Origin of the sequence: Rathayibacter sp. AY1H2 (assembly GCF_002931985.1) — a bacterium.
In the GTDB taxonomy this organism is placed as follows: Bacteria; Actinomycetota; Actinomycetes; order Actinomycetales; family Microbacteriaceae; genus Rathayibacter.
In genome coordinates, this window is the sequence record NZ_PSUV01000008.1 from 63,349 (window position 1) to 82,216 (window position 18,868).

Consider the following 18,868-nt stretch of genomic DNA (forward strand, 5'->3'; position numbering starts at 1 on the left):
GATCCCGCGATGATGCTCCCATTCCCGAACAGTACGGAGGAAAGGCCGCCGTCACGACCGCCGTTCACACCCCCCGCACGGCGCACACTGCTGCACGATGTCTCACCTTCAGTGCGAGGGCAGCCGGTGGACCACGTCTGCTGTGCTCAGCTCCAGGAGGAAACTGAGCACGTCCTCCTCGAGGACCTCTCGGGGGACGCCGAACTCGTCGGCGAGCCCCGCGAGGATCTCGACGGTCGTGGACGGATGCTCGAGCCTTCTCCAGATCGCGTGCGCCGTGCCCTTCAGCACGAGGGGCACGGGAAACGGCGACAACAGGTTCAGCAGCACCGCCTGCGCGTCGTCCTCGACGAAGGCCAGCTGATCGGATCGCGCCCACACGGCGTGATCCAGAGCTCCCGGATCGACGGTGGTCACGAGTGGGTCGCATTCTCTCGGCGACGGCGTCGACGATCGGCGGCGAGCGAGCGCACGAGCCCGAGGAACGCCCGCAGATCTGACAACGACGGCCGATCGAAGCGGACCATCCCCGTCTCCGCAGCCCTCCGGCGCGCCCGGCGTGTGAGACCGATCACGGTCGTCAGCGCGGACACGATCAGCACGATGCGCCGCTTCCCTGTGGCCTCGACGAAGGCGAGCGCCCAGTGATAGCTGGACCGCCCCGTTCCGGCCACCCGCAGATCCCACAACCGGCGCTCGTGCACGGCCAGGTCGTCCGGCACGTCCAGCCCGAGGGCGTGGAGCACCGGGCGGAGGGGGTAGGCGCTGCGGGTGCTCTCGACGAGCAGGAGCAGCGCCTCCCGGTCCGATTCGCTCGCGCCCCTGAGGAACCCGATGACCGACTCGAGCTCGGACGTGCTCCGGGCAAGGAGGGGATCCTTCAGCGCGTGGAGCGCGACGACGACCGCGCCCGCGACCGGGGAGGGCACAGCGACCCTCCTGTGCGCGATCGTCACGGTCCGGTGCGACGTCCACAGCACGTCGAGGACCTCCTCCGGCTCTGCGAAGAATCCGGGGTAGCGGTCGTGCACGTCGATGTCGCAGGTCCACTGCGGATGGAACAGGGTCACGGAGTGCACCGGGTACGCGCGCGGGGCCGGGCGGTCGGGCCGGGGGATCCATCCGCGCTCGGCCAGCAGGTCGACGAGGCGCTGGACGTCCGCCGGGTGGACGAGCACGTCGACATCGCTGGACACGCGTCTCGTGCGGATGCCCTGTGCATGGGCGGTGGGCCCCTTGATGAACAGGGCGCGGAGCCCGTGCGTGGAGGAGAGGTGCGCGGTGAAGGCGTGTGCGAGGTGTACCGCATCATCGAGGGAGAGCTCGGTCGTCGCGGGTGCGGAGCTCACCGTCGATCCGATAACTGCTCGTGCCGAGCGGTGGACGGCGCCGGACGCGCCGCCATGGCTCGCGATACTGTCGCTGCCCGTCGCTCCGAGTCGAGGCCGGACCGGGCGATCGAGGTCCTCGCCGGCAGCGGCTCGGAGGCGAGCGATGCGGCGTACGCCAGCGCGATCCACACGGTCAAGGCGGTCCACGAGGGGGCGGAGGCCAGAGCGACGGCGAGGAAGACCCCCAGACCCAGTGCCGTCCCGTTGCGCCGATATCCCCGCACGATCAGCATCACGAGGAGCACGGCGAACAGGGCCAGGGCGATCACTCCGGTCTCGGCAGCGAGCTGGGCGTAGACGTTGTTCGCGAGACCGCGAGAGGCGCCGTTCGAGGAGAGCCCCGCCACCGCCTGGGAGTAGTCGGACCTCCACACGCCGAACCGGCCGGGTCCGACTCCGAACAGCGGATTGTCCGCGGCCATGGTGAAGCCCGTGCTCGACGACTGGGATCGGACGTTCAGCGAGCGGGTGCCGACGTCGACGGCGCCCGTGCCCAGTCCGAGCTTCGAGAGCTGCGCGAGGACGAAGCGCTGCAGGTCGGGAACGAGCAGGACGATCACCGCGCCCAGCGCGCCGACGCTGAAGATCTGCACTCCCACTCCCCGCTGGGGGCGGAGCGTCGCCGTGAGGACCGCGGCCGAGACGGTCGCGATCAGTGCCGACGTCGACTGCGAGTAGACGAGGGAGGCGACGGCGGCGGCGATTCCGATGCGGTCGCGACGGCGCAGGCAGGCGAACAGCGCGATTCCGGCGAAGAAACCGAGGTAGTTCCCCTCGAGGAACGGGCCGTTCCTCGGCAGGCTGACGCCGAAGGTCGCCCCCAACTGAATCGTCGAGTTGAGGAGAGCGGGCAGCGGGACCCCGGCGAGGTGGAGGGCCAGCTGGATCGCGCAGAAGACGAAAGCGAGGCGGACGGCGATCGAGAGAGCCCGCTCCATGTCCTGGAATCCCAGTCGGTGGCCGACGTACCACCAGACCGCGAGGGCCAGCAGAGCGTATCCGCAGTAGAGGATCATGTCGTTGGTGAAGCCCAGGTCATAGCCGTAGGCGGCTGGAACCTCGGGTTGCTTGAACAGGAATGCCCAGATCGTCGCCAGAACGACCAGCGCACCGAGCCCCAGCACGATCTCCCGTCCCACCGGCGTGTACCGGTCCTTCTGGACGGTGATCACGGAGAAGCCGATGGCCAGGATGACGGCGATCTCGGTGATCTTCAGCGGAGAGCCGACCCGAATGGTGAGCGCCTGCTGGAACGGCATGAAGACGATGGCGAGGAACAGAAGCCGCTGCACGACATCCAGACGCGCCGCGCCCTCTCGCGTCGTCGCGGTCGCAGCGCCCCCTCGAGCCATCGCGCGCCTCATCTCCGACGTGATCGATCATCGATCGTCTCCTGCAGCAGCTCCGTTCAGCTCTGTAGGACTACAGACTAACCGCGGTCCCGGTCCCCCGGAGGTGGTCCCCTTTCGACCTCATACCGTCGGCCGGGAGCACATAGGATCGCTCACGGAGTCATGCCGACGGACCGCGTGGTCGGTGAGGGATCCTGTCCGATGGACATCGACAGGGACCGGAGCCTTCCACGGCTCGGCCAAGCCGGAAGGGCGCGAACGGTTGACAAGCGGATCCACACTCGCTGAGGACTGGCGCGAGGGCGAGCGCACGATCGTGCACGTGACGGAGAGCTTCGGCGCAGGCACTGCGTCGGCGATCAGCGACTACGTAGCGGCCACGCCCGCCTTCCAGCACAGGCTCGTGTATTCACCGCGGGAGGACTCTCCGGTACCGGAGAGCGCCTTCGCGTCGTTCGCAGGCGTGACGGCGCTGCCGACGGGGCACGTCGCCCGAGTCCGCGCTCTGCGAACGGTTCTGGCCGGAATGCCGGGCGCTGTCGTGCACGCGCACTCCAGCTTCGGCGGGGCGTACGCGCGCCTCGCGGTCCGGGCGGGCCGGCGACGTCCGATCGTCTACACGCCGCACTGCTACGGCTTCGAGCGCCGAGACCTCCCGCTGCCCGCCCGGGCGGCGTTCCGGGTCTTCGAGGGCGTCCTCGCCTTCAACACCACCGTGTTCGCCGCCTGCTCAGCTCGCGAGGCCCGTCTGAGCCGGTGGCCGTTCAGCCGGGCGGAGGTCGTGCACGTCCCCAACTCGGTGCCCGCCTCGCTCCCGCCCGCCACTCGCCCCGGCGGGCCGAGGCCTCTCCGCCTCGTCGGCGCCGGTCGGCTCTCGACGCACAAGGATCCCCGATTCTTCGCCGAGGCCGTGGAGGCCGTGCGCGCCGCCGGCCATTCCGTCGACGCGACGTGGATCGGCGGAGGCGAGGGGCGTCACCGCACCGCCCTCGACCAGGCCGGCGTCCACGTCACCGGCTGGCTCAGCCGCGACGAGGCGCTCCGCCGACTGGGCGATGCCGACGTGTACCTGCACAGCGCGCAGTGGGAGGGGATGCCGATGGCCGTTCTGGAGGCGCACGGCATGGGGCTGGCCCTCGTCGTGCGGGACATCCCCGCCTTCGATCGCCTCGGCCTGCCCCTGGTCGCGCACTCCCCCCACGATGTGGCGTCGTACTGGGGCGATCTGGAGGACCCGGCGGCCCGTTCCCGTCTCGTCGCCGCCGCCGAGCACGCCCTCGCCCTGAACACCGTGCAGCACCAGTCGCAGATGCTCGAGCGGCTCTACCTCGGCCTGCTGCCGACCGCCCCTCGGAGGAGGAAGCCATGACGACAGTGCTCGTCTCCGCCCGTGTCCTCGACAGACAGGTCGGCGGCAACACCCGATACGCCCGCACCGTCTACAGCGGGCTCGCCGGACACGGCGTGCAGCACGTGCTGTCCCGACCTCCGATCGAGGGGGGCCGAGCCCGCAGCGCCGTCTACGGCGCCTATGAGGGACTCGTGCTGCCGAGGCTCCGCCCCTCCGGGATCGACGTCCTCCACTTCCCCGCGGACACGGGGCCGCTGGTTCCGAGCCGCCTCCCGATCGTCGGCACGATCCACGGGCTGGCGACACTCCACGTGGACGATGTGCGCAGCCGGAGCTCCGACCGGTTGTGGCGCCTGCGCGTCGCGCGTCTCGCAGCACTCTCGACCACGATCATCACGGTCTCCGATTCCTCCGCCCGGGACATCGCGACTGTCGCACCCGACGCCGCCGGGAAGATCGTCACCATCCCGCACGGGATCGACCACGACACGTTCAACACCCGCTCCACCGACCAGGACTCCGTCGCGCTCGACGAGCTGGGGATCGACGGCCCGTACTTCCTCTACGCGGGCAACCTCGACCCCCGCAAGAACATCATCGAGCTGTGCCGAGCCGCCTCGAAGGTCTTCGACGAGACGGGGGTGCCGCTCCTGGTGTCCGGCGCTCCGGCGTGGGAGAGCGACGCGATCCTCGAGGCGGTCCGCGGAACCCGCGGCGTGCGCTACCTCGGCCGCGTACCGGATGAGGCGCTCGTCCCGCTGCTCCGGGGAGCGCTCGCCTTCTGCTTCCCCTCCACCTACGAGGGCTTCGGCTTCCCGGTCGTCGAGGCCATGGCGTGCGGCGTTCCCGTCATCTGCAGCGATCGCGGGTCGCTCGCCGAGGTGGCGGGCGGCGCGGCGCTGACGCTCACCGACATCGGCGCGACGGCGATCGCCGATCACATGCGCGAGATCGTCGCCGATCCGTCCCTCCGCAACGACCTGCGGAGCCGGGGTCTGATCAACGCTCGACGATTCCAGTGGTCGGACTCCATCGCAGCGCATGCTCGCGTCTTCGAGGAGGCCGCACGATGAGGGTCACGATCGTCCACGCGTACAGCACCACCAACTCCGGCGACGGCCTGCTGGTCGAGGAGGCGCGGGAGCTGGTCCTGTCGGCCCTGCCGACGGCGGAGATCACGCTCGTCGCCCTCGACCCCGCGAGCTTCGACGACGAGCTCTACGAGCGTGTCCTGCACCCCCTCACCGGCCGTGCCGGCAGCATCGGCAGCCTCGAGACGCTGCGACGCGGCGGGGTCGCGCTGCTCTCCGGCCGCCGGAGCGCCGGCTACGCGCGGGCGATCGCCGGGTCCGACCTCGTCGTCGGCGTGGGGGGCGGCTACCTCCGCACCAAGAATCCCGTCGAAGTCGTCAAGATGATGTGCACCAACTTCGTCCAGATGCCCCGGCGCAGCGACCACGTTCCGTTCGTCTACCTTCCGCAGAGCATCGGGCCGCTCAATCTCGGGACCCGCCGTGTGATCGCGGCGCGACTGGCCCGCGCCGTCGGGGTCTTCGCCCGGGACGACCGCTCCGTCGAGGAGCTGTCCGGCCTCGCGAACGTGCACCGCGCTCCCGACATGGCCCTTCTGGGCCTCCCCGACGAGTTCGATCCGAGGACCGTCGTGCGGGCCGGAGCTCCCGGGCCCGTCGGGATCGTCGCCCGCGCGCTGTCCTCGAGCCGGTCGCGACGTGCCGCCTACGAGTCGCGGATCGACGCCCTCGCGCGCGATCCGGAGTCGGAGCTGCTCGCTCAAGCCACCGCTCGCGGCAACAACGATCCGCAGTTCTACGAGCGGCTCGGCCACGAAGGGCCATTCCGCCTGCTCCGCGACGCGGTCGGCAGCGGAGTCGCGGATCGGCCGGCGGTCGTGGTCTCGGTCCGGCTGCACGGCAGCATCCAGACCATCCGCAGCGGCGTTCCGAGTGTCCATCTGAGCTACGAGCGGAAGGGCTGGGGTGCCTACGACGACCTCGGGATCGACCGGTTCGTGCACAACGCCTTCGACGCCGATCTCTCGCTCATCCGCGACCAGATCGCTGAGCTGCGGGAGGACCCGTCCGACTACTGGAGGCGCGTCGGAGACTCCGTGTCGGCGCTGCGGATGCAGCGAGGACGACTCGTCGACCTCCTCGTCGACGCCTCCGGACCGGTCGGGCGCCCGTGAAGATCGTCTTCGCGAGCCACACCGCCGAGGTCGGGGTCTTCCGAGTGGGGAGCCACCACCTGGCTCGCGAGCTCTCGCGCCTCGGGAACACGGTGACGCACGTCTCGACGCCGTCCTCGCTCCTGCACGCGGGGCGCCTGCGGGACGCCACCGTGCGGGCCCGCTTCGGTCTTGCGCTGCGAGGTCCACGCACGGACGCGGCGGGCGTCGTGCACGCCGAACCGCTCACCGTCGCCCCACTGGGATCGCTCCCGGCGCGGATGCGGACGCCGTCTCTGCGGGTGCCGCTGCGGCCCTGGCGGGCGCCCAGTGGGGCGATGCGTCCTGATGTCCTCATCGTCGACCAGCCCCTGATGGGCGTGCCGCTCCTCGAGCTCCTGCAGCCGAAGCGTGTCGTCTACCGGCCCACGGACGCTCATTTCGAACCGGGGATGCGGGCGGCGGAGATCGAGCTCCTCGAGCGGGCGGACGCTCTCGTCGCCACGTCGGAGCCGGTGCTGCGCGCGGTCTCCGAGGGAGTGGCCGCGCCGGAGCGCACGCTGGTCCTCGAGAACGGAGTCGAGTACGAGCGGTTCCACGGTCTCGGTGCCGAGCGTGCGGGAGTCGTCTACCTCGGGGCGCTCGACCGCCGCTTCGACTGGGGAGGAGTCCGGATGCTCGCCTCGGCGTTCCCTGACGTCCCCTTCCGACTCGCCGGTCCGCTCCCGAAGAACGTGGAGACGCTGCCCGCGAACGTGGAGCTGCTCGGCGCCGTGCCCTACTCCCGGGCGCCCGCGCTGCTGAAGAGCGCCCGCGTCGGGCTGCTCCCGCTCTCGGACGACCCGGGCAACGCGGGTCGCAGCCCGATGAAGTACTTCGAGTACCTCGCCGCCGGCCTCAGGATCGTCTCCTCCGCCTCCCCTGCACTGCGAGCCCGCTCCGCCCCCGGCGTCTGGCTCTACGACGACCCTGCGGGCGCAGAGAACGGGCTGCGGTCCGCGCTGGAGGCTGCGGCGTCGGGACCCAACCGGGAGGGCTCGGACTACGCGGAGCAGTTCGGCTGGCACCGTCGCGCCGCCGACCTCGCACAGCTGCTCGACGCGGTGCTGGCGGCACCGCGCCGAGTGCGGCGCTGACGGCCCGTCCTCAGCGCCGCCAGCGGTCGATCGGGAAGGCGTCCAGCAGGGGCGCCGGATCCCACGCGGCCAGGGGCGCGTAGGAGTCCAGCCGGATCCGCGTCGCGTGAGCCACAGCGGAGTCGAGATCGTCGAAGAGGGTGTACTCCGACCCGGTCCGTCCTGTCCCCTCGAAGTAGTCCTGGTACTTGAACGGCGGCTCGGCGCTGGACGCGATGAGGCCGACCGGGATCCCGAGCGACTCGCCGATCACGACGGCGTGCAGAGAGGAGCCGACGACGACGTCGCTGCTCGCGATCCGGTCGAGCACCTCCCAGAGGGGCCGCTGCGGGTCCACGAAAGCAGGGTGCGAGCGGAAGCGGTCGATCTCGTTGAGGTTCGGGACGACCGCCAGCGCGGATCGCTTGGTCGCCGCGCTCGCGCGGAGGCGCGGGAAGAGGTCGGGAAGCAGGAGAGCAGGGTCCCCGTAGACGGCGGGAGCGTCGAGTCCCTTGTTCTCGCGGAGCCAGTCGCGGGATCGCGGTCCGCGGACGGCGCGCAGATCCAGACGAGTGAAACGGTGAGTGGAGAGCGCGACCTTGCCGTTCACTCCGGTACCCCAGACGATGTCCCCGTCCCGGCCCTTGTGCATCACGGATCCGACGGAGAGGACCGACCCGCTGCCGGGCCGGCGGAGGGCGTGCCCGACTCCTCGCTCCTGGAGGATCCGGCGGACGACGACCGGTCCGAGGAGGTCGCCGAAGTTGTTGACGCGCGGTCCGATCGGATAGCGCTCGAGGAACGGGAGCGTGTTCCGGCCCGGGTTCCAGTTGTAGACGGGGACGGAGCGGACGACGCTCATAGGGCCTTCCTGACGACGGCGACGGTCTCGTGGACTCCGCGACGGACCGGCGCGCAGAGCAGGAACCAGATCGCGTAGCACGCGATCCCGGTGACCCCCCCGATGGCGAGTTGGACGGGAGCGAGCAGGTGGACGGTGAGGAACCAGCGCTCCGAGAAGACCGCGGCGAACACGGTGGCGTGAACGAGCATCGGGAGCGCGGCTCCGCGCAGAAGAGACGCCACGTCGAGCCCGGTCCGGCGCATGGGGAACAGGCTCAGGACGAGCCAGTTCAGCAGGAGCCCGAGCGACACGGCGAGGGCGACGCCCGTGGACCCGAAGGGGACCCCCGCGACGATCAGAAGCACCATGAAGGTCCGCGTGATCAAGGAGTAGCGCAGCTGCAGACCCGTGAGTCCCAGCGAGACGAAGGCCCAGTAGTAGACGTATCCCATCGACTGGAAGAGCCCGCCGATCGCGAGGATCGCGAAGAGCGAGGCCGAGATGCTCCACTGCGGTCCGAGGACCAGCTCGACGAGCGGCGGAGCGAGGGCTGCCGCCAGGAAGAACGCGGCGCCGAGAACGTAGACGATGAAGACCTGCGCGCGCTGGAGGTAGCGGTTCATGGTCCTCAGGTCGTCCTGATGCCGCGACAGGATCGGCAGGGCGACCCGTGACATCGGAGCGGCGATCTGCTGCACGGGCAGGCGGAAGAGCTGGTACGCGCGGTCGTAGAAGCCCAGGGCCTGCGGTCCCCAGAAACGGCCGAGGAGCACGTTGTCGACGTTGGCGCTGATGTAGTTGACGGCCTGGACACCGAACGTGTTGAGGCCGAAGGTCAGCAGCGGGCGCATCGGAGCGCGGTGGGGGAGGCTCGGGACCCAGCGCGAGGTCGAGACGACGATGATGAGCATCGCTGCCGAGATCGTGAGCTGCTGAAGGACGAGTGCCCAGACACCCCCGCCGACCGAGGCGATGACGACGGCCGTCGCGAAGGCCACCGCCTGGGCGCTGACGTCCGCCACGGCCAGCAGTCGGAAGCGGAGGTTGCGGGAGGCGTTGGCGACGAATTGCGTGGTCACCGACTGCAGGACGAAGTTGAGCGAGAGCGCCCGGGCGACGTCCGCCAGCTCCGGACGAGCGTAGAAGGCGGCGATGACCGTCGAGCAGGAGAAGAACACCGCGGCGACCACGAGGCCGACCAGGACGTTCAGCCAGAGGAGATTGCTGCGCTGGTGCTGCGAGATCTCCTTCGCCTGGATGGAGGCGGTCGAGAGCCCGAAGTCGCCGAGCAGCGTCGCGAGGCCCGCGATCGCGACCACCATCGCGAAGAGCCCGAAGTCGTCCGGCGCGAGCAGCCGCGCGAGAACGACAGTGCTGGCGGTCTGGAGGACGAACTTGGACCACTGCCCGAGGAGGGTCACCTTCGCGCCCTTCGCTGCGGCGCTCCCCGTGCTCATGCCACTCCCTGCGGCTCGTTCATCGATTCAGCTCGGAATGCCGGAGGAAGCGGGGGTCTGCGCGGAGGCGAGCGAGCGTCGCGGCTCTCCTCCCCTTCCCGGCTCGTCCTCGACCTCGGCCTGCAGCGACGAGCGCCTCGTACACGGCGCCGTGCAGCGCTCCCACGAGGGAACGCTCGCGCTTGGACAGGTCGGGTCGCTCCCTCTCTCCGTGCCGGCGCGCTCGCTCGAGGCCCGCCTCCAACGCTGCCGGCGACACGGGGCCGTCGAACAGCTCCACCCAGCCGCCCCCGACCTCCGCGGCGAGAGCCCGCGTCGATCCGGTCGCCGGGACCAGGATCGTCTTCCGCGCGCCGAGGGCGAGCAGCGCGGCTCCGGAGTTGTAGAGGTACTTGTACGGCAGGGTGACGAGGTCCGCGCCTGCCAGGAGCTCGTCCAGGTCGGCGTCGTCGATGTGGCCGAGCCGCAGGTGGACGCGACCGTCGGCTCCGACCGCTCGGCGCACCTCGTCGGCGTACTCGGGGACAGCGGCCGCGCCGGCGATGACGAGTTCGCCGTCGGTGAGTGCGCTGAAGGCCGCGATCAGCTCCTCGAGTCCCTTGTAGGGCCGGATCTGCCCGAAGAACAGGATGCGCCGACCCGCTTCACGGGGGCCCGGGACCGAGGCCGACTCCGGATAGGCGCCGTGCAGGACGACGACTCCCCGGTCCAGGTCGTTCTCGTCGGACTCGTTCAGATAGATGCGGACGTCCGTGAGCCGGTCCAGCCAGCGCGCGAGGAGACTCTCGACGGCACTGCCCGACTCGTGCGGTCGGAGGTTGTGCATCGTCACGACGATCGGCGTCCCAGACGCGAGCAGCCGGGCGATGAGCCCGAAGGCGAGGGCGGACTTCAGCCAGCGGCGCGGGCCGCGCGGGGCACGGAAGAGGTACTCCGGCCAGTGCACGTGGAAGACGTCGTAGCGCCCGAGAAGGGCACGTCGCCAGGTGAACGCGACCGGTTCCACCGACGCCGGGAACGAACCGACGAGCAGCTCGATGTACGGGTTGCTCGAGCCGGAGAAGTCCTTCACGGAGAAGAGCGCCCGGATCATTCGCCTGCTTCTCCTTCGTTCGTCTCTTCGGCGGACCGCCCCGGGCACCACGAGACGACCTGGGAGAGGGCGCCATGGCCTGTGATCGGACCGCGACACGCCCGCTTCGGCGACGGAGCGGACGACCTCGGCCGGCGAGGGATGGTCTGACGCTACCAGTCGGGTTTCTCGAGGTCCGTCACCCGCCGCCCCCGTCAGAGTTCGGTGATGACGATCTCCGAGAAGCGAGTCACTCCTGCTGTCACCGATCCGAAGGTGAACCGCAGCCGGAAGTGCGTCGCCCACGCAGGAGCGACCCGGTTCCAGGTCGTCTGCGGATAGGTCTTGCGGAAGGGAGCCTGTGCGTTCGCGCCGGCGAGGTCGAGATTCGACACGGGGCGGGCGCTGCTCCGAGCGACGATCGGGATCCCCGACGAGGACTCGCCGGTCACGGCGACGAAGGACTCGGACACGTACATCGTGCCCGTCGACGTGGATCCCGCGATGGTGAAGTCGACGCCGTACAGCAGCCCCGCTGTGACGGGGACGTCGATGGAGACCGACGGACCGGGACCGCCGGCCACTCGGGTCATCAGCAGCTGATTGCCGCTGGTGGTCAGCGTCATGGACGGGCTGGTGGTGCGGCTCGTCGCGTCGGCGCCGTTGAGGAACGCGTCGACGGGCGCTGCGAGAGAGAAGTTCCCGTCGACGAGCTTGTTCGCCGCCTTCGAATGCAGAATCGACCCCTGCCCCGAACCGCTGCCGTTCCCGTCCGAGGTGACGTGCTGGCTGATACGGACCTTCGCAGTGCCACCGGCGAGGTATCCCGATTTCATCTGCGTATTGAACATCGACAGTTGATGGACCTGGATTCCACCGCCCCACCCTCCTGCAGTGGTCTCGAAGAGGTAGTTGGCCACCGGGACCTGATGGAAGAAGAGGTGTCCGCCTGAGATCGAGATCTGCGCAGCTGAATTCGACCCGGTGACGAACTGCGAGAGCGTGGAGTTCGCGCCGCTCTCGTTGATCTCGATATGCGGCTGGTGCAGGATCACCCGACCCGCGTCGACCTTCACGGCCTGCACGCAGAAGTCGATCGACGTCGAGACGAAGTGCAGCTCGCCGTTCGGGTTGGCGTTGTAGACGCCGAGGGTGCTGGTGCCGATCCCACCGCCGATGAACTTGATGTTCTCGCCGTAGTTGACTCTGCCTGCGGGCATGGACACGGCGGTCCTGCAGCGGAAGATGTGGAAGTTGTAGAAGCTGATCAGGAACGCATCGTTCTCGAAGGACACGCCGGTCCCGAAGCCCGAGATCTCCAGACCCCAGAGCCCGAGCCCGCGCGTGGTGGCGGCAGTCGTGCTGTCGGTGTTGAACAGGATTCCGGTGCTGGCCGTCGCGGACGCTCCCGGCCCCAGCAGACGGAGTCCGGTGATCGCCGCCCTGTTGTTGGGATAGCCGGACGTGGCACTGCCGATCACCGTGAGAGCAGGACCGCTGGTGATGGCGGTCGCATTCAGCGGACCGCAGGTGAACTCGAGCGAGATGTACGAGGAGTCGATCACGAGGGTGCGCGTGATCTTGAAGCTCTTCGAGATCGTCAACGTGACCTCTTGGCGAGCGGCGACGAAATAGTCGATCGCGGCGCGGAGCTTGTCCTCGTCAGTGGCCCCGGCGAATTCGAGGTAGTTGTGGATTCCGTTGACGCGGGTCGCAGGTATAGTCTCGTCCGCGGCTTCCGCGGCGGGTGCGGCGACGACGGCGGCCGCGGCCGCGGCCCCTCCGTAGCGGAGGAACGTGCGGCGGGATCCGGGTCCTGTTTCGAGAGTCGTCGTCATCTCCTCATGCTCGGATCATCCCGCCATCGGCTGTCGACGGCCGCACCCCCCGACCGCGGAGGGAAGCAGAGGAGACTCTGTCGTTTTCCTGGAACGACGACGCGGATCCATGGTTCCGCCCCTAGAAGGGGGGCCCAAGGGGCGGATCCTTCTTCACGAGCGGCCGCTCTCACAGGATTGCAGGATCAGCAGCTTGCCGAACGCCAGCACCTGATAGACGACCGCCAGAGTCCACTCGCTCACCCGCCGCGGCTCGTCGACCGAGCCGACCGAGAACGGTGTGCGCAGGCAGCGAGACGCGATCGTGCGGACCCGGGTCACATGCGGAGTGGAGGTCATCAGTGCCACCGAGGTCCAGTCGTACTCCGAGGAGAGCGTGTTCAGCTCGGAGATCTCACCGCCCGTAGTGAACGGGGAGGGAGTGAAGCAGACGACTCTGACCTCCTCGCCGGCATCGCATTCGGCTCGGGCGAACGAACCGTTCTCCAGGCGCGGAGTCGAGAGCACGAGGGTGACATCCCGGTGCTCCTCGAGCAGAGCGAGCGCACGGCCGACCCTGCGATCAGTAGCAGGACCCAGCACCACGAGCGCATCGGCTCCCCCCACGGGATCGAGAACGGGGCGGACGAAGAGGGGCACCGCCACCGCGGCGAGCAGTGCGACGGCGAGGAGGACGGCGAGCCACGTGCGCCAGAGGATCCGCAGTGAGCGTGCAGCGGATCGATTCGGGACGACTCGTCGGAGGATCGTGCCGACCAGCGCCCCGACCGCCGTGCCCGCGAGAACCGAGAGGAGGCCGTACAGCACGCCACCGACCGACGGCGGAGTGACGATCATCTCGACGGTCGACGCCCCCTCGAGCAGCGCGAGCACTCCGAGTGCGGGGACGAAGGGTCGACGGCTGCTCGCCGCCACCAGCGCGGCTGCCGCCGCTGCAGCCGGTGAGGCGAGAGCGCAGACTGCGATCCCTTCTCCACCCAGGGCGTGGACGAGACCAGTCGGATCATGGGAGCGGGCGATCCGGACGAACTGCCGCGAGGAGTCCGATCCGAAGGGATCGGCACAGACGAGCAGGAGCAGAAAGGCGAGGACCGCCGTGGTCCCGGCGACTCGCAGGCGCCACCGGCTCACCGGCGCCTCCCCCGCCGACCGTGTCACGCCCAGCAGCCCGCCTCTGCGGACGCGAGGCGATCGCGCTCGCGTGCGCGCCTGAGAACGGGAAGGACGGGGAGGTCCGAGAAGAGCGCCACAGGAGCGAACACTACCCAGGGGAAGGGACGAGGAGGACCTGAGCGGTCCGGCTTCCGCCGGATCCCCGCCGGTGGGTGGCACGCCGACCGCAGACGATGCGCAGGACTGCGGGTGGACGGGATCGCGACTCCGCCTCAAGCCCTCCGGGCCGGCCTCCGAGCCCGACGCCCCCGGGACCGCGTCCCCGGCGCCGCCTAGTCGTTGCCGAGGATGACGATGGCGGCAGTGGGGGGAAGCGCGTCCTCGTGATAGCGCTCGATCTCGTCGATGGCGATCGGGTCGGCCTGCTGAAGGAAATGGGTGAGTCGCGCGACCTCCTCCGTCTCGCCGATCGAGTCGGCGGCGCGGCGGAGGGCGTAGAGGGCGAGGAGGAAACCGCGGTTGGGTCCGTGGCGCCACGGGATGGGACCCTGGCCGCGCCAGCCGGCTCCGCGGAGGAGGTCGAGGCCGCGGTGGTAGCCGACGCGGGCGTAGGCGTAGGAGGGGAGGGCCGCGTCGATGCCCCAGACGCTGTCGGCGAGCAGTGCCCAGGCCAGCGGGGAGCGCGGGTGGGCGGCGGCGAGGGCGGCGAATTCGACGGCTCCCGGGTTCGCGTGCTTCGCGAGGGCCGCGGTGACCGCGGGCTCGTCGGGGAGGAGGGTCGGTTCGGGGCCCAGCAGGTTCTCGCCACTCATGCCTCCCAGGCTATCCCGCTCGCGGCTGTGCGGGTCCGGGGTCCGGCCGTCCGGCGCACGACGGTCGTCCCTCCACAGGGGCGTCAGCGGAGGGAGCCGGGCGGTTCGCCGGTCGTCGCCGTCGTGCGCGGGGGTGCCGCCGATAGCATCGACCCATGGCGACGAACCGCAGTGAAGTCGAGGCCTGGCTCACGGACATGGACGGCGTGCTGGTGCACGAGAACAAGGCGCTCCCCGGCGCGCCCGAGCTGATCCAGGAGTGGACCGATTCGGGCACGCCGTTCCTGGTGCTGACGAACAACTCGATCTTCACGCCGCGGGATCTGGCGGCGCGGCTGCGCGGGTCGGGGCTGCACGTGCCGGAGGAGCGGATCTGGACGAGCGCTCTGGCGACGGCGGACTTCTGCGCGTCGCAGAAGCCGGGCGGGAGCGCGTTCGTGATCGGCGAGGCGGGGATCACCACCGCGCTGCACGAGGCGGGCTTCATCATGACGGAGACGGCGCCGGACTACGTGGTCGTGGGCGAGACCCGCAATTACAGCTTCGAGGCGATCACGAAGGCGATCCGCCTGATCGTCGCGGGTGCGCGCTTCATCGTCACCAATCCCGATGCGACGGGGCCGAGCGCCGAGGGCGTGCTCCCGGCGACGGGGGCTATCGCGGCGCTCATCACGAAGGCGACGGGCAAGGATCCGTACGTCGTCGGCAAGCCGAACCCGATGATGTTCCGCTCGGCGATGAACAAGATCGGCGCGCACAGCGAGAACACCGGGATGATCGGCGACCGGATGGACACCGACATCGTCGCGGGCATCGAGGCGGGCCTGCACACCGTGCTGGTGCTGACGGGGATCAGCGACGAGGCCGAGATCGAGCGCTATCCGTTCCGCCCGGACGAGGTGCTGAGCGGGGTGCACGAGCTCCTGTCGTCGGAGCCGCTGGAGTCCGAGTTCCCGCCGGATTCGGCGGTCTGAGTCCCGGCGGCCCGGCAGTGGGTCGGGCGCCGGTTCCTGACACGGCACCGCGGCTCGCGGGGGTCAGAAGCGGACGTGCTGCAGCACCCAGGCGTGCATCGCGACGGCTGCCGCCGCCGAGGCGTTGATCGACCGGGTAGAGCCGAACTGCGAGATCTCGAGCACGGCCTCCGAGGCGGCGATCGCCTCCTCCGAGAGGCCGGGTCCCTCCTGCCCGAACAGCAGGAGGCAGCGCTCGGGGAGCCGGTACGTCTCGAGCGGAACGCAGCCGGGGACGTTGTCGACGGCGAGGAGGGGCACGTCCGCCTCCGCGGCCCACTGCACGAGGTCGGCCACCGTCTCGTGGTGCTGGACGTGCTGGTAGCGGTCGGTGACCATCGCGCCGCGCTTGTTCCACCGCCGCCGGCCGACGATGTGGACGCCCTCCGCGCCGAACGCGTTCGCGCTGCGGACGATCGAGCCGATGTTCATGTCGTGCTGCCAGTTCTCGATCGCGACGTGGAACGGGTGCCGCGTGCGGTCGAGCTCCGCGACGATCGCGTCCATCCGCCAGTAGCGGAAGCGGTCGACCACGTTGCGCGCGTCGCCACGCTCCAGCAGCTCCGGGTCGAGGCGGTCGTCCTCGGGCCGCTCCCCCTGCCAGGGGCCGACGCCGTTCGTGGTGAGCTCCACGGAGGCGGTGGGTCCGGTCGCGGGGGTCGCCTCGTTCTCCTGCACGACGAGCGATCCTACTGGGCGCTCCGCGGCTCGGCCGGGTGCACCGGGCCGGTGCCCGGCGGCGTCCCCCGAAGCCTGAGGGACGGCGCGCGTCAGGCCGCGGGAGTGCCGGCGAGGGAGCCGGTCAGTTCGCCGCCGCCCGCCCGGTCGACGAAGCAGTAGTAGCTGCGCTCGCCCGCGTCCCACTGCTCCTGGGTGACGGGGAACGCACCGGCGACCTGCACGTCGCCGTAGGTCTCGGCCGCGGCGACGTCCACGACGCCCTGCGCCTGGCAGAGCGAGGAGACGGTGACGGCCAGGGCGTCCTGGCCGGGGAACGCCGCGTCGGTCAGCTCCACGGTGGAGACGAGCTGGGCGGAGTGGGCCCCCGCGCAGTCCACGACGGTGAACTCCTCCGCCCAGACGGAGTCGAAGGGCTCGACGCACTCGCCGCCGAGGAGCGCGCTCCAGGCCCAGGTGCCGACGGGCAGCGGTCCGACAGTCGGGAGGGTCGCGGTCGGCGTGGGCGAGGGGGTCGGCTCCGCCGTGGGCGTCTCGCTGACGACCGGGACGGCCTGCGGCTCTGCTCGGCCGCCGGCGCTCCCGACGGCGATGCCGATCGCGAAGAGCCCGGCGAGGAGGATCACCGCACCCGCCGCGATCAGGCCGATCAGGAGCCGGCGTCGGCTGAGCGTGCGCCACGCGGGCGCTGCGGCGGGCGCCGAGTCGCGTTCGCGGCTCTCGGGTCGGGACCGGGCGGAGCGGCGCTTCCGCGGCGGAGCGGCGTTGACGTGGGCGGCCGCGGGAGCGGTGCGGAAGGGCGCGGGCTCGGCGCGGTCGGCGGGCTCGGCGGCCGGCTCGAGGTTCCACGAGTAGGCGCCGGCGGTCTCGCGCCACAGCTCCTCGTCGCCGCCGTCCTCGTCGGGCTCGTCATGCGGAGCGACGACCTGCTCCCACACGGGCGGCTGGTCCCAGTCCCCTCGCGGGTCGGGCCACTCGTAGACGGCGGGCGGAGTCGGCTCGCGCGGAGTCGGCGGGGTCGCGCCGACCGGGCGTCCGTCGGCGGGGGAGGGGACGCCGGAGCGGCCCGCCGGGTCGACGTCGGTCGAGGATCCGGCATCGGGCTCGTCGTCCGGCCGGTGGGCGCTGCGCAGCCCGGCGGGGGCGGTCGGCAGGTCGGCGGGAGGGTCGGTGTGCGGCAGGACCGGGCGCACGGAGTCCGCCCCGCGGCGGTGCACCTCGGTGCGGCCGGCATCGGCGGAGGCGTCGGAGCCGGAGCCGTCGGCATCGTCGTCGAGGAGGGGAGCGAAGAACGCGTCGAAGGCGTCCTCGTCCGACACGTCCGCATCAGAGGCACTCGTGTCGCGGGCAGTCGTCCCACCGGCACCCGCCTCGCGGACACCCGTCTCGCGGGCACTCGCCTCGCGGGCACCCGCCTCGTGCACTCCCATGGCGCGGGCTCCCGTGTCGGAGACTCCCGTGTCGTCGCCCGGAGAGCTCCGTCCCTCGGCAGAGACGCCGTCGCGGTCGGAGGAGCGCTCCGGCTCCACGACCGTTCCGCGGTCGGCGTCGGCGTCCTGCTCCTCCACCCGAGCGGAGTCGTCCGCGGGTTTCGGGAGGTCGCCGTCGGCCTCCTCGGCGGCGGGCGTCGCGCTCAGCACGGGCTCCCCCGGCCACAGGCCGACCGGAGCGGCAGGGGCACGGCGCGGCGCAGTGTCGGAGTCGCGGTCGCTCGACGACGGTCCGGCCGCGTCGGCGGAGGAGGCCGACTCGCTCGCAACGCTCCGCTCCTCCGCTGACGCGTGGGCCTCGTCGGCTGCGGACTCAGCAGGACCGGACGTCCGCTCCGCGCGCGACTCCTCCACGGGAGGGACGGGGCGGGGCGAATCGAAGATGCTCTTCAGGCGGCCGCCGCTGAGCTGCTGGAGCAGCCACTCGCTGCTGCCGACGGGACGCTCCGGCTCGGGTCGCTCCGGCTCGGCACGCTCCGGCTCGGAGGTCTCCGATCCGGCAAGCTCGGGCTCGCGGCCCTCCGGCTCGCGGCCCTCGGACCCGCGGCCCTCCGGCTCCGGGTGCTCGCCGCCTCCCGGGCCCCCGCCGCGTCCCCCCTCGTCGACCATCAGCTCAGGCCGAGGTCGGCCAGACCGATCGCGGCGAAGTACGGGTAGCCGGCGTCCTCGATGATCTCGCGGGCACCGGTCGCGCGGTCGACGACGACGGCGACTCCTGCGATCTCGGCGCCGACCTTCAGCAGGGCCTCGATCGCCTTCAGCGGCGAGCCGCCGGTGGTGGACGTGTCCTCGACGACGACGACGCGCTTGCCCTCGAGGTCGGGGCCCTCGACCTGCCGGCCGCGGCCGTGGTCCTTGGGCTCCTTGCGCACGACGAACGCGTCGTAGGCGAGACCGCGGGCGGCGCCCTGATGGAGGATCGCGGCGGCGATCGGGTCGGCTCCCATGGTGAGGCCGCCGACGGCGTCGACGCGCTCGATGGGCGCGATGAGGTCGAGCATGACCTGCCCGATCAGCGGCGCGACGCGGTGGTCGAGGCTCACGCGGCGCAGGTCGACGTAGTACGACGCCTTCTTGCCGCTCGTGAGGGTGAAGTCCCCGTGGAAGACGGCGTCGGAGCCGATGTACTCGATGAGCTGCTGGCGTGCGTCGGTCAC

Annotated in this window: 17 protein-coding genes; 5 read left to right on the forward strand and 12 right to left on the reverse strand. The window is 70.8% G+C overall.

Annotated elements, in window-relative coordinates:
• Positions 1-108 precede the first annotated feature (108 nt).
• Genes C5C29_RS17115 through C5C29_RS07860 form a run of 3 tightly spaced genes read right to left on the reverse strand, consistent with a single transcriptional unit; the run spans position 109 to position 2,683 of the window.
• A complete protein-coding gene (locus C5C29_RS17115) occupies positions 109-417 on the reverse strand; it encodes a PqqD family protein (protein WP_181128784.1) in 309 nt (102 codons plus the stop codon).
• Positions 414-1,349: a nucleotidyltransferase family protein gene (locus C5C29_RS16810; RefSeq protein WP_181125723.1), complete on the reverse strand. Its 936-nt coding sequence runs from the start codon at positions 1,347-1,349 to the stop codon at positions 414-416. Before C5C29_RS16810 ends, C5C29_RS17115 begins: the two co-directional genes overlap by 4 nt.
• Entirely contained in the window at positions 1,346-2,683 is a 1,338-nt protein-coding gene (locus C5C29_RS07860; RefSeq protein ID WP_181128786.1) for an O-antigen ligase, read from the reverse strand. Before C5C29_RS07860 ends, C5C29_RS16810 begins: the two co-directional genes overlap by 4 nt.
• Between C5C29_RS07860 and C5C29_RS07865 the strand changes: the two genes are divergently transcribed.
• From C5C29_RS07865 to C5C29_RS07880, 4 genes are read left to right on the forward strand one after another with little or no spacing between them, the layout of a single operon-like run.
• Positions 2,658-4,112 (forward strand): glycosyltransferase family 4 protein, encoded by a 1,455-nt coding sequence (locus C5C29_RS07865; RefSeq protein WP_258069476.1) that lies wholly within the window; start codon positions 2,658-2,660, stop codon positions 4,110-4,112. The genes C5C29_RS07860 and C5C29_RS07865 overlap by 26 nt on opposite strands.
• The gene (locus tag C5C29_RS07870; protein ID WP_104222794.1) at positions 4,109-5,167 is read left to right on the forward strand and encodes a glycosyltransferase family 1 protein; all 1,059 of its coding nucleotides are present in this window, start codon (positions 4,109-4,111) and stop codon (positions 5,165-5,167) included. Before C5C29_RS07865 ends, C5C29_RS07870 begins: the two co-directional genes overlap by 4 nt.
• A complete protein-coding gene (locus tag C5C29_RS07875) occupies positions 5,164-6,300 on the forward strand; it encodes a polysaccharide pyruvyl transferase family protein (RefSeq protein ID WP_104308207.1) in 1,137 nt (378 codons plus the stop codon). The genes C5C29_RS07870 and C5C29_RS07875 overlap by 4 nt, the downstream gene beginning before the upstream one ends.
• The gene (locus tag C5C29_RS07880; protein ID WP_104308208.1) at positions 6,297-7,415 is read left to right on the forward strand and encodes a glycosyltransferase; all 1,119 of its coding nucleotides are present in this window, start codon (positions 6,297-6,299) and stop codon (positions 7,413-7,415) included. Before C5C29_RS07875 ends, C5C29_RS07880 begins: the two co-directional genes overlap by 4 nt.
• 10 nt (positions 7,416-7,425) lie before the next feature.
• Here the strand turns inward: C5C29_RS07880 and C5C29_RS07885 are convergent, their stop codons facing one another.
• The 6 genes from C5C29_RS07885 to C5C29_RS07910 all read right to left on the reverse strand — a co-directional run bounded on the left by C5C29_RS07885 (position 7,426) and on the right by C5C29_RS07910 (position 14,530).
• Positions 7,426-8,256 (reverse strand): polysaccharide pyruvyl transferase family protein, encoded by an 831-nt coding sequence (locus tag C5C29_RS07885; RefSeq protein ID WP_104308209.1) that lies wholly within the window; start codon positions 8,254-8,256, stop codon positions 7,426-7,428.
• Complete coding sequence (locus tag C5C29_RS07890; protein ID WP_104225718.1) at positions 8,253-9,695, reverse strand: lipopolysaccharide biosynthesis protein; 1,443 nt, start codon at positions 9,693-9,695, stop codon at positions 8,253-8,255. Before C5C29_RS07890 ends, C5C29_RS07885 begins: the two co-directional genes overlap by 4 nt.
• A 19-nt stretch (positions 9,696-9,714) precedes the next feature.
• Entirely contained in the window at positions 9,715-10,788 is a 1,074-nt protein-coding gene (locus C5C29_RS07895) for a glycosyltransferase (RefSeq protein ID WP_104247495.1), read from the reverse strand.
• 194 nt (positions 10,789-10,982) lie between these two features.
• Positions 10,983-12,605 (reverse strand): twin-arginine translocation signal domain-containing protein, encoded by a 1,623-nt coding sequence (locus tag C5C29_RS07900; protein WP_104308210.1) that lies wholly within the window; start codon positions 12,603-12,605, stop codon positions 10,983-10,985.
• Positions 12,606-12,758: 153 nt separating this feature from the next.
• Positions 12,759-13,520, reverse strand: a complete 762-nt coding sequence (locus C5C29_RS07905; protein ID WP_146083470.1) for an ElyC/SanA/YdcF family protein — start codon at positions 13,518-13,520, stop codon at positions 12,759-12,761.
• Between the two features lie 530 nt (positions 13,521-14,050).
• Complete coding sequence (locus C5C29_RS07910; protein ID WP_104308211.1) at positions 14,051-14,530, reverse strand: DUF3151 domain-containing protein; 480 nt, start codon at positions 14,528-14,530, stop codon at positions 14,051-14,053.
• Positions 14,531-14,685: 155 nt separating this feature from the next.
• Here C5C29_RS07910 and C5C29_RS07915 point away from each other — a divergent pair, with 155 nt between their 5' ends.
• A complete protein-coding gene (locus C5C29_RS07915) occupies positions 14,686-15,504 on the forward strand; it encodes an HAD-IIA family hydrolase (protein ID WP_104225721.1) in 819 nt (272 codons plus the stop codon).
• A 63-nt stretch (positions 15,505-15,567) separates the two neighbouring features.
• Here the strand turns inward: C5C29_RS07915 and C5C29_RS07920 are convergent, their stop codons facing one another.
• The 3 genes from C5C29_RS07920 to pyrE form a co-directional block, all read right to left on the reverse strand.
• A complete protein-coding gene (locus C5C29_RS07920) occupies positions 15,568-16,221 on the reverse strand; it encodes a TrmH family RNA methyltransferase (RefSeq protein WP_104250680.1) in 654 nt (217 codons plus the stop codon).
• A 92-nt stretch (positions 16,222-16,313) separates the two neighbouring features.
• Positions 16,314-18,320: a septum formation family protein gene (locus tag C5C29_RS07925; protein ID WP_104308212.1), complete on the reverse strand. Its 2,007-nt coding sequence runs from the start codon at positions 18,318-18,320 to the stop codon at positions 16,314-16,316.
• Positions 18,320-18,868 (reverse strand): orotate phosphoribosyltransferase, encoded by a 549-nt coding sequence (gene pyrE / locus C5C29_RS07930; protein ID WP_104222804.1) that lies wholly within the window; start codon positions 18,866-18,868, stop codon positions 18,320-18,322. The genes C5C29_RS07925 and pyrE overlap by 1 nt, the downstream gene beginning before the upstream one ends.